At 65.0% G+C, this 11715-nt stretch carries 7 protein-coding genes; 5 read left to right on the top strand and 2 right to left on the bottom strand.

Annotation, left to right across the window (positions count from 1 at the left end):
* Positions 1–22: 22 nt before the first annotated feature.
* Positions 23–1162, bottom strand: coding sequence for a DSD1 family PLP-dependent enzyme (locus AC1DB0_RS08220; RefSeq protein ID WP_054420956.1), 1140 nt, complete (start codon positions 1160–1162; stop codon positions 23–25).
* 283 nt (positions 1163–1445) lie between these two features.
* Between AC1DB0_RS08220 and AC1DB0_RS08215 the strand changes: the two genes are divergently transcribed.
* The 4 genes from AC1DB0_RS08215 (at position 1446) to gluQRS (ending at position 6242) form a co-directional block, all read left to right on the top strand.
* Positions 1446–2405, top strand: a complete 960-nt coding sequence (locus tag AC1DB0_RS08215; protein ID WP_175170477.1) for a TAXI family TRAP transporter solute-binding subunit — start codon at positions 1446–1448, stop codon at positions 2403–2405.
* A gap of 104 nt (positions 2406–2509) precedes the next feature.
* The gene (locus AC1DB0_RS08210; protein ID WP_447576883.1) at positions 2510–4543 is read left to right on the top strand and encodes a TRAP transporter permease; all 2034 of its coding nucleotides are present in this window, start codon (positions 2510–2512) and stop codon (positions 4541–4543) included.
* Between the two features lie 303 nt (positions 4544–4846).
* Positions 4847–5305, top strand: coding sequence for a Smg family protein (locus AC1DB0_RS08205; RefSeq protein ID WP_050447430.1), 459 nt, complete (start codon positions 4847–4849; stop codon positions 5303–5305).
* A gap of 49 nt (positions 5306–5354) precedes the next feature.
* Entirely contained in the window at positions 5355–6242 is an 888-nt protein-coding gene (gene gluQRS, locus AC1DB0_RS08200; RefSeq protein ID WP_346552430.1) for a tRNA glutamyl-Q(34) synthetase GluQRS, read from the top strand.
* 74 nt (positions 6243–6316) lie between these two features.
* Here the strand turns inward: gluQRS and AC1DB0_RS08195 are convergent, their stop codons facing one another.
* Positions 6317–8944, bottom strand: coding sequence for a GDYXXLXY domain-containing protein (locus AC1DB0_RS08195; RefSeq protein ID WP_476757336.1), 2628 nt, complete (start codon positions 8942–8944; stop codon positions 6317–6319).
* Positions 8945–9006: 62 nt separating this feature from the next.
* Between AC1DB0_RS08195 and AC1DB0_RS08190 the strand changes: the two genes are divergently transcribed.
* Entirely contained in the window at positions 9007–11679 is a 2673-nt protein-coding gene (locus tag AC1DB0_RS08190) for a DNA topoisomerase III (RefSeq protein WP_476757335.1), read from the top strand.
* The last annotated feature ends 36 nt before the right edge of the window (positions 11680–11715 follow it).

Genomic DNA, 11715 nt, shown 5'->3' with positions numbered 1-11715 from the left:
GATGAATATTGATTGACGGCGATCAGCGCGAAAAGCCGCGCGCCGCGATCTCCCAGATGTCTTGCACCACGCCGTCCCGCACCACGACCAGCCCGTCATGCAAGTTGAAGGTGGGGTCCACATGCGACGGCACCAGGCGCAGCACATCACCCAACGCGGGTGCGGTGGCGCCAGGCGCCACGCGCACCACGCCGTGCTCGTCGTTGATGGCGGCATAGGTCAGCCCTTCAGCATCAAAGACGGCAGGCGGGCCGCATTCGGCGGTAGTCGATTTCAAGCCTGCATCCAGGATCACGCGGTCGGCGGCGGGCACGCTCATCACCGTCGACAGCACGAACAGGCTGTTCTGGAACGTGAGCGGGCCGTCCCATTCGTTGGCGCCGTAGTCGCCGTCCATGAACGCGTATGAACCCGCCTGCAATTCGGTGTAAACGCCGCTTGCCGCGTCGAACTCCGCGCTGCCCGTGCCGCCTCCTGTGATGATGTCGCACGCAATGCCGTTCTCGCGCAAGAGCTGCGCATGGGACGCCGCGATGCGCGCCGCTTGCTTGCAGACCTGTGCGCGTTCTTCGCGCGTGCGGTAGTGCTGAACCGAGCCGTGATACGCCTGCAGCCCCACGAAGTTCACGCCGGGCAAGTCCCGCGCCTGCTGCGCCAGCGCCAGCACCAAGGCGTCGTCAGACACGCCGCAACGGCCTTGTCCGACATCGACTTCCACCAGCACATCGATCTCGGCGCCGGCCTGCGCCATGGCGTGGGAAATCTGCGCCAGGTTCTGCGCGTTGTCGACACAGACGCTCATCTTGGCCGTGCGCGCCAGTTGCGCCAGCAAGGCCAGCTTTTGCGGCCCGACGACTTCATTGCTGATGTGGATGTCGCGAATGCCGGCCGCCACAAAGGGCAGGGCTTCGCTGACCTTCTGGCAGCAGATGCCACGCGCGCCCAGCGCAAGCTGCCGCAACGCGATCTCGGGGCATTTGTGCGCCTTGGCATGCGGACGCAAGGCAACATCGTGACGGTCGGCCCAGGCTTGCATGGCGCGCAGATTGGCCTCGAAGGGCGTCAGGTCCAGCACCAGGCTGGGCGTGTCGACGCGGGCCAACGGGTCGCCCGGTTGCGCGGGCGGGGGCAGCGCTATGCCGCGTATGACTTCCTGGGACATCGGGGTAACTCCGTTGTTGGGAACCGCGTGGGATGTAACCGTAGGGCCGAATGCATAACCAAACGAAGACCATCCATAACCCAAAGGCCCATCGACCCCCAGGTAAACGATAGCTCCGTAACCATTGGCTACGCATGCCCCGCATGCCAGAATTTCAACATGAAAACGGCCCCCAAGGGGAGGCCCATTTTTGCGCCGCGGCAGCGCTGATTCGCCCGATGCAGGAATGACAAGACGATTCCCGTCACATGAATCCTACCCAACAAGACCCGGAGAAGCTCGCATGAAACTCAAGCACTGGATCACCGCCCTGACCGTCGCCGTTGCCGCAGTCGGCACCGCAGGTTCCGCGCAGGCTCAGCAGTTCTTCCGCATTGGCACGGGCGGCACGGCGGGCACGTACTACCCGATTGGCGGCATCATCGGCAACGCCGTGTCGCAACCCGGCAAGCTCATCGCCACGGCGGTGGCATCGAACGGGTCGGTCGCCAACATCAACGGCATTCTGGGCGGTTCGTTCGAAGCGGGCTTCACGCAATCCGACGTGGCGTACTGGGCCTACAGCGGCACCGGCACGTTCGAAGGCAAGCCCAAGGCGCAAGACCTGCGCCTGATCGCAACGCTGTACCCGGAGAGCATCCACCTGGTGACGCGCAAGGGCGCGGGCATCAAGAGCGTGGCTGACCTGAAGGGCAAGCGCGTGTCCATGGATGAGCCGGGTTCCGGCACGCTGGTCGATGTGCGCCTGATCCTGGGCGCCTACGGCATGACCGACAAAGACATCAAGGCCGAATACCTGAAGCCGAACCAGGCGGGCGACAAGCTCAAGGACGGCGGGCTGGATGCGTTCTTCTTCGTGGGCGGCGCGCCGGCAGGCGCCATTGCCGAACTGGCCTCCACCGGCAACATCGAACTGGTGCCGCTGGTGGGCAAGGAAATCGACGAGCTGCGCGCCAAGCAGGAATTCTTCACGCCTGACGTCATCACCGCCAACACCTACCAGAACATGCCCGAAGTGAAGACCATCTCGGTCAACGCGCAGATGGTCACGTCGGCCAAGATTCCTGAGCAGACCGTCTACGACGTCACCAAGGCGCTGTACAGCGACGCCACGCGCAAGACGCTGGACGCCGGCCACGCCAAGGGCAAGCTCATCACCCGCGAAAACGCCATCAAGGGTGCGGGCATTCCGTTCCATCCGGGCGCCGAGAAGTTCTACAAGGAAATCGGACTGCTGAAGTAAGCCGTCCCGCTTTATACGGAACGACCACGGCGCGCGTTGCGCCGTGACAGGGCAGGGCCGCCGCGCGCGGCCCTGTTCGCGGCATCACCCTGAGAAATTCAGCGATGGAAATAGATCACGAAAAAACCCAGAAGCTGGCGGAAAAGTACGACTCCGAAATCCGCTTCCGGCCGCTGGACAAGACGGCTACCTGGATCGTGTCGGGCTTGCTCGTCACCTTGTCCCTGTTTCACTACTACACCGCCGGCTTCGGCCTGCTGCGCGAAGCCACGCACCGGGGCGTGCACCTGGCCTTCGTGCTGAGCCTGATCTTCCTGGTGTTCGGCTTTTCAAAGTCGCACTATCAGCGCGAGCCCAAATCTACGTGGTTCGCGCCCGGCGGCATCCCGCTGTATGACTGGATCATCGCCATCGCGCTGGCGTTGTCGGTGCTGTACATCCCCTACATTTTTGAAGACCTGGCGTTCCGCGTGGGCAACCCCATGCCGATGGACGTGTTCATGGGGTCCATCCTGCTGATCGGCTTGCTGGAAGCCACGCGCCGCGCCATGGGCTGGCCGCTGCCGATCATTGCGCTGGTCTTCATGGCTTATGCGATGTTCGGGCCGTACTTTCCCGGCCTGCTCAAACACGCAGGCAACACGTGGCCGCAGATCGTCAACCACATGTACCTGACGAGTCAGGGCGTGTATGGCGTGGCGGTTGGCGTGGTGGCGACGTACGTCTTCCACTTCGTGCTGTTCGGCGTGCTGGCCACGCGCATCGGGCTGGGGCAGCTGTTCCTGGATGTGGCCTCCACCGTGGCCGGCCGCTACGCGGGCGGCCCCGCCAAGGTGTCGGTGTTTGGTTCGGCCATGTTCGGCATGCTGTCGGGCTCGTCGGTGGCCAACGCCGTGACCGTGGGTTCGCTGACCATTCCGGCGATGATCCGCGTGGGCTATCCCCGCCACTTCGCCGCGGGCGTGGAAGCGGCCAGCAGCACGGGCGGGCAGATCACGCCGCCCATCATGGGCGCGGCCGCGTTCCTGATGATCGAATTCCTGGGCATCCCGTATCAGCAGATTGCGATTGCCGGCATCTTCCCGGCGTTCCTGTATTTCTTCGGCATGTTCATGCAGGTGCACTTCGAAGCCAAGCGCGAAGGCCTGCGCGGGCTGACGCCGGAAGAAATGCCCAAGCTCAAGCAGTCGTTCAAGATGCGCTGGCCGACGCTGATTCCGCTGTTCCTGCTGGTCGGCGTGCTGGCCAGCGGCCGCACGCCTTACCTGGCGGCGTTCGCGGGCATCACGGGCTGCATCGTGGTGGGCCTGTTGAATCCGTATCAGCGTCTGCGCTGGCGCGATCTGTACGAAGCCTTTGAAACCGGCGCGAAGTACGCGCTGGCGGTGGGCGCGGCAGCCGGCGCAGTGGGCATCGTGATTGGCGTGGTGACGCTGACGGGCGTGGGGTTCAAGATCTCGTACATCGTGATCTCGGCCTCGCAAGTGATGGCTAGCGGCGTGGCCATGGTCCTGCCTGACGCCCTGGCCAACATGCAATCGCTGACGCTGATGGCTGCGCTGATCATGACCGGCATCGTCTGCATCCTGATGGGCTGCGGCGTGCCCACAACCGCCAACTACCTGATCATGGTGGCAGTCGCCGCCCCCACGCTGGTGCAGTTGGGCGTGCAACCGATCGCGGCGCACTTCTTCGTGTTCTATTTCGGCATCCTGGCCGACATCACGCCCCCCGTGGCGTTGGCGGCCTACGCGGCGGCGGGCATGGCGGGCAGTGATCCGTTCAAGACCGGCAATACGGCGTTCAGGCTGGGCATCACGAAGCTCATCGTGCCGTTCGTGTTTGTGTTTTCGCCGTCGCTGCTGATTTCCGTGCAGGGCTTCACCTGGTACGACTTCTTCGTCACCTTGGTAGGGTGCATGGTCGGGCTGGTGCTGCTGTCGGCGGCGTTCTCGCGCTACATGCTGGTAGGCATGAAGAGCTGGGAGCGCTGGCTGTGCACCGTCGGCGCCTTGCTGACGATCATCCCCGGGCTGGCGAGCGGCCTGGTCGGACTGGTCATCTGCATCCCGGTATTCATCCGGCAGCTGGCGGAACTGAAACTGGAAAACACGGCGAAGGCGGCAAAAGCGGCTTAGGCAGCGAAAGCGGCCGAGGGGGCTGAAGGAGGCTCGTGCGGCTGCGGGCGGCTGAAGGCCCATCCCGGCTCCCGATAAAAAAGGGGCGGACTGTTGTGTCCGCCCCTTTTTCTTTTAGGGGAATCACGCATTTTGTCAGCAAATACCGGCAGAATGGGGACCTTCGAATACACGATGACGCCATACAACATTCCGCCTTTTCGCTGGTTGCCCGGCTAAATAAATCAGCGTAAAGTAAAATTCATGTTTGCTGGTCTGCCGATATGCGGGCCGACTGTGCAAACAGGCACAAAACTGCGCCATATGTTCGATATCCTGGTTTATCTGTTCGAGAATTACTACACGCCGCAAGCCTGTCCTGCGGCCGATGTGCTCGCAAAGCGGCTTGCCGCCGCCGGTTTCGAGCACGAAGACATCGACGACGCCCTCGGCTGGCTGTATGGCTTGGCCGAGACCACCGAACGATGTGTCGACCTCGCTCAGGCGCCCAACACCGGAACCCGGATCTACACCGACAACGAATACAGCCAACTCGGCACCGAATCCATCGGCTTCATCGCCTTCCTGGAATCGGCTGGTGTGTTGCCTGCGCCCTTGCGCGAAATCGTCATCGACCGGGGCCTGGCTTCGCCGGAAACGCCCGTGCCGCTGTCCAAGATCAAGATCATCGCCCTCATGGTTCTCTGGAGCCAGGAAGCCGAGATCGACAACCTGGTCCTGGAAGAGCTGCTGGACGAAGAGGGCGTGCGGCTGCTGCATTGACCCCGCTGACTCCCGCGTGGCGCTTGCCGCGCGGGTTTTTCGTTTTGCCGTGACCTACGTAGGCCGATTCGCCCCCAGCCCCAGTGGCCCGCTGCACGCGGGTTCGCTCGTGGCCGCGCTGGCCAGTTGGCTGGATGCGCGCGCCCACGACGGGCGCTGGTTATTGCGCATGGAAGACGTCGACACCCCCCGCACCGTGGCGGGCGCGGCAGACGCCATCATGGCGCAGCTGGACGCGCTGGGATTGCACTGGGACGGCGACATCCTGTGGCAGTCGCAACGCAACGCCGCCTACCAATCCGCTTTTGACTCGCTGGCCGCGCGCGGCCTGATCTATGGCTGCGGCTGCACACGCCGCGAAATTGCCGATTCCGCCTTGCGCGGGCAGACAGTGCCGGGCGCCGATGGCGAACGCCCCTATCCCGGCACCTGCCGCCACGGGTTGCCAGCAGGCCGCCAGGCCCGCGCGTGGCGGCTGCGCGTACCAGAAGGCATCGAACCGTTTGAAGACCGCTGGCTGGGTCCGCAGGAACAGGACGTGGCGCAAGCGGTGGGCGACTTCGCCCTCCGGCGCGCGGATGGCCTGTGGGCGTATCAGCTCGCCGTAGTGGTGGATGATGCCGAACAAGGCGTGACGGATGTGGTGCGCGGCGCCGACCTGCTCAGTTCCACGGCGCGCCAGCGCGTGCTGGGCCGCATGCTGGGGCTGCCCCCGGTGCGCTACCTGCACGTGCCGCTGATTCTGGATGCCGCCAGCGGGCTGAAGCTGTCCAAGCAGAACGGCGCCCCCGCCATCGATACGGACGCGCCGCTACAGGCGCTTCAGGGCGCGTGGCGCGCATTGGGATTCGCCCCTATCGCCGCGCAAGATCGCGCTGCGTTTCTGCGGGAAGCCACTGCGCACTGGGCGCAGCGCTTTCCCCGCCTTCCGGCTTAACGCACCCGCCTTCCCGCTTCACGCACCCGCCTTCCCGCTAAACGCGCCCGCCTTCTCGCTTCACGCACCCGCCGCTACAGCGGCTGCAAGTCTGCGCCCAGCATCCGTACCAGCAAGGCCTCGCCGTTATCCCCCACGCGCAGCTCGCCATAGCGGGCCACCTCGTAACGCTTGGCTTCGCCTTCGGGGAAGAAAAATGCGTTGGTCACGATGCGCACGCCCCGATCGCGGACGCGATAACGCAGCGGCACCTCGCCATCGGTATGCGGATGCACGTCGGGCTGGATACGCAGCGGCGTGGCGACGCCACGCGCATCGGGTTGCAGCATCACATAGCCATCGGGCTCGAAACCCATGAGGGAATCGTCATCACTCGGGCGGTCGCCCCCCAGGCGCAGACGCGTGATGTCCCGGCTGGCGGCGAAGTTCAGCGCCATGTAGTCGCCTTGCATCAGCGAACGGGGATCGACAGGCGCCAATTCCAGAATGACGACGCGGCCCGTGGCCAGCAGCTTCTCGCGCTGCCAGATGCCGCCGTTGGCGACCACCAGCACCAGCGCCAGGCCGCCCAGGATGGCCAGCGTGCGCAGGCGCAGCGAGCCCGAGACGGGCGGCAACGGGGCGCGCCGGTCAGGCGTCTGCGTACGCATCAATCGGGGCACAAGCCAGACCAGGCCGCGCAACGCGAACAGCAGCAACGCCGCGCCGCCCAGCCACAACGCCTTTTGCAGCAGCGACACATCCAGCTGGTAGTAATAGATGCCCAGATACGCCAGCAGGCTCAGCACCCCGAAGATGACCAGCCGCAACTGGTTCAGCCCGAACCCCAGCAGCAGCCAGGCCAGCGCAAAACCCACGCCGGGGCTGGGCAGCCAGAACAGCGCCAGCACCAACAGGGCGATCGGCACGCCCCAGGTCACGCCTGACGTCAGCACGTGGCGACGCGGCCAAAGCACCGCCAGCGCCGCGGCAGCCGGCAGCAGCGCGCCGGCCACGGCAAGTACCGCCCCTTGGGGGTTGAGTTGCCACATGGCGGGCAGATGCAGGGCCGAAACCCCGCCCGCCAGCCACACCATTCCTTGCACAGACAGCAGGAAAGCCCAGGCCAGCGGCTCCAGCGTGGGGGCACGCTTGCCACCCTGTCGATGGCCCCAAGTCAGGATGACGGCCGTGGCCCACGCGCCGATCACGGCGATGGGCAGCCAGACAAACCCGACGCGGCCCGCGTCAAAGTAGAGCCAGGCGTCCAGCAGATCGTCGCTCATCAGTTCGGGGGCCAGCACGCGCCACATCAAGGCGGCGCCCGCCGCCGCGATCAGCAGGCCAGACAAAAAGCGCAGGATCACGTCGGGCCCCAGCGCATAGACCGCCGCGCCCAGCAGCAAGACAAAGAAGCAGGCGCTGGTGAAAGACGTGGAGCTGGACAGCCCGTAGATGATGAGGATCTGGCCGGTGAAGGCCATTGCGGTGCCGCATTGCCGCCAGAACGGCCCGGCGTCGCTGCGCAGCACCGCCACGCCCGCCCCGCACAGCACCAGCCCGGCCACCAGTGCGCCTTCTTCCGACGTGACGAAGCCCGAGAACGCAACGAACACCAGCAGCAGCAAGGTGGCCAGCCAGGCGCTCAGGCCCAGCAGGCATTGGACGTACCAGGGCGGTTCGGCATGCGGCTTGGCGGCCGGGGCCAATTGCACCACGGGCGTGCCCGCGTCGCCGGACTCGACCGCATTGCCCGCCGAGGCGGCGGCCGGTTCGGCGTCAGCAGGCGCCACGGCGGCGCCGGGTTCGGCCGCCAGCTTGCGCAGCCAGCGCGCAGCCAGCACGGCTTCGGCCATGAGCAGGGCGGCCAAGGGCAGCGCCGCCCAGACGCCGGGTTCCAGCCGCAGCAGCCATTCGCCCACCACACGCAGCGACACGCAGATGACGCCCGCCGCCAGCATGGCCAGAATGACCAGATCGCGCCGGCCGCGCTGATAGAAAAAGCCCAGACCCAGCGTGACGGCAACCCACGCCACGGCGTTCAGCGAACCCGCCCCGCGCAGAATGAAGAAGCCGAACATCAAGGACAGCACCAAAGCGCTGATGGCGATGGCCGCCAACACGCGGGGACCGATCAGCGTGCTGGCCTGCCAGCGGCGCGCGGCCAGCTCCCAGCCCAGCAACAAGGTGAGGTTAAGCGCCGCCATGATCAGGTTGGGCAGGCCGGTGCCGTCATAGATGGCGTACCAGGTGAACACGCGTTCGCCCAGCCACAGGGCGGCCGCAACGTTAAGCACCAGCACCCACAATAACCACACGGCCTGGCTGGATGCAGCCAGCGCCCAGGGCAGCAGCAACAGCGCCCACCAGGCGAACAATTCCCAGGTATCGGCGCCAGTCTGGTAAGTTTGGCCTAATAACGCGAGCAAGGCGCCCAGCAACATGCCGGCCAAAGCCAGAAGCGCGCCAGGGATGCTGCGCCGCACGCCGGGCGTTCCCCGAAGGCGCAACCCGGTCCAGGCGGCAGCAAGCGCAGAAAACGCCAGCAGGCCTTGTGTGCCGGCAAAGCGTTGCACTTTTGTCATGTCCTGCCAGTTGGCGGCGACCCAGCAAACCGCAGCGCTGCCAAGCAGCAAAACGCCTAGCCACAAGGTGCTTCGCGCCAAGAATTGACGCCAAGCGTGCAGTTCGGATCCCGCTTGTCTTTCAGTGCCGACTTGCATCTGGCGAATCTCCGATCTTATTATCCGCGCTACTAAGGCGGGACTACCGCCACTGGATACACATGAATAAAACGCTGATTATTGCCGAGAAGCCCTCGGTGGCCCTTGATATATCACGCGCCTTGGGAGGCTTTGCGCGCGAGGGCGACTATTTTGAAAGCGAACGTTACGTACTCGCATCCAGCATCGGCCACTTGCTGAGCTTGGTCGCGCCCAATGATCCGGTCAAGGGAAAGTGGAGCTTCACGCACCTGCCCGTGATTCCGCCGGAATTCGAACTGGGCCCCACCGACAAGAAATCCGCCGAGCGCCTGAAGCTGCTGGTTCGCCTGGCCAAGCGCAAGGATGTGGATTCGATCATCAACGCCTGTGACGCGGGACGCGAAGGCGAACTGATCTTCCGCTACATCATTCAGTACGCAGGGGTGAAGAAGCCCATCCAGCGCCTCTGGCTGCAATCGATGACGCAGGCCGCCATCCGCGACGCCTTCGCCAATCTGCGCGACGACGCCCAGTTAAAGCCGCTGGAAGCGGCCGCCCGCTCGCGCGCCGAAGCCGACTGGCTGGTTGGCATCAACGGCACCCGCGCCATGACCGCCTTCAACAGCAAGGACGGCGGCTTCTTCAAGACGCCGGTGGGCCGGGTGCAGACGCCCACGCTGGCAATTGTGGCCGAGCGCGAAGAGCGCATCCGCCGCTTCGTACCGCGCGACTACTGGGAAGTGCGCGCGCAGTTCGTCGCCGCCGCCGGCCTGTACGAAGGCCGCTGGATCGACCCCCAATTCAAGAAAGACGACCGTGACCCGGAAAAGCGCGAATCGCGCCTGTGGTCGGCCGCTGCTGCGCAAAGCGTGGTTGCCGCCTGCCGCGACCAGCCGGGCAACGTCACCGAAGAATCCAAGCCGTCGACCCAGATGTCGCCGGCCCTGTACGACCTGACGTCGTTGCAGCGCGAAGCCAACGGCCGCTTCGGCTTTTCGGCCAAGACCACGCTGGCGCTCGCCCAGACCCTGTACGAACGCCACAAGGCGCTGACCTATCCCCGTACCGATTCGCGCTATCTGCCCGAGGACTACATCACCACGGTGCAGGAAACGATGCGCGCGCTGGCCAAGGGCGGCTCGAACGCCGTGGGCGGCCTGGCGCGCCACGCGGACACCGTCGTCAGCCAGCAATGGGTGAAGCCGAACCGCCGCATCTTCGATAACAAGAAGGTGTCGGATCACTTTGCCATCATCCCCACGCTGCAAATCCCGCATGACCTGAGCGAAGCCGAAGCCAAGTTGTATGACCTGGTGCTCAAGCGCTTCCTCGCCGTGTTCTTCCCGGCCGCCGAATACCGCGTCACCACCCGCCTGACCGAAGTGCAGGGGCACCGCTTCCGCACCGACGGCAAGGTGCTGGTCACCCCGGGCTGGCTCGCCGTCTACGGCAAGGAAGCCCAAGGCGAAGACGCCAACCTGGTGCCCGTGGCGGACGGCGAGACCGTGCGCACCGAGGAAGTGGAAGCCGTCGGCCTGTCGACCAAGCCGCCCGCCCGCTTCAACGAAGGCACCTTGCTGTCCGCCATGGAAGGCGCCGGCAAGCTGGTGGACGACGAAGAGCTGCGCGAAGCCATGTCCGAGCGCGGCCTGGGCACCCCGGCCACGCGCGCCGCCATCATCGAAGGCCTGCTCAACGAGGTGTACCTGCGCCGCGAAGGCCGCGACCTGGTGCCAACCGCCAAAGCGCGCCAGCTGATGACGCTGCTGTCGGGCCTGGACGTCACCGAACTGACCTCGCCTGAACTGACTGGCGAGTGGGAACACAAGCTCAAGCAGATCGAGCAGGGCGGCCTGGGCCGCGAGGCCTTCATGCGCGAAATCGCGCAGATGACGCAAGTCATCGTCAAGCGCGCCAAGGAATACGAGCGCGACACGGTGCCGGGCGACTACGCCACGCTGCAAACGCCGTGCCCCAAGTGCGGCGCGGTGGTGAAGGAAAACTATCGCCGCTTCGCCTGCACGGCATGCGACTTCTCGATCGGCAAGCACCCGGGCGGCCGCACGTTCGAACTGCCGGAAGTGGAAGAACTGCTGGCCAAGCGCGAGATCGGTCCGCTGCAAGGCTTCATCAGCAAGATGGGCCGGCCGTTTGCCGCCATCCTGCGCATCAGCGATGAGTACAAGCTGGAGTTCGACTTCGGCCAGAACGACGAAGACGACACCGAAGCCGTGGATTTCTCCGGCCACACGCCGGTGGGGCCATGCCCCAAGTGCCAGTCGCGCGTGTTCGAACACGGCATGAGCTACGTGTGCGAAAAGTCGGTCGGCCCCGAAAAGTCCTGCGACTTCCGCTCGGGCAAGGTCATCCTGCAACAGGAGATCTCGGCCGAACAGATGGGCAAGCTCTTGGGCAGCGGCCGCACCGACCTGCTTGAAGGCTTCGTGTCCAGCCGCACCAATCGCAAGTTCAAGGCGTTCCTGGTGCGTCAGCCCGACGGCAAGATCGGCTTCGAGTTCGAGCCGCGTCCTGAGAAGCCGGGCCGCGCCGGCGCGAAGACCGCGACGAAGACGGCAACTAAGACGGCAACTAAGACGGCAACTAAGACGGCGGCCAAGAAGGCGCCGGCAAAGAAGGCAGCGGTGAAAAAGACCGCTACCAAGACGGCCACAAAGACAGCCACCAAGACAGCAACGAAGACCGCTGCCAAAAAAGCCGTCAAGAAAGCCGCCCCCAAGAAAACCGCCGCCTAGGATGGGCGCAGCGCGATAAGCCCGGCACAAAAACCC

The sequence above is a fragment of the Achromobacter sp. 10T422 genome, assembly GCF_056394065.1.
The sequence above is the reverse complement of the archived record's forward strand: the minus strand, read 5'-3'. Positions and strand labels throughout refer to the sequence as shown.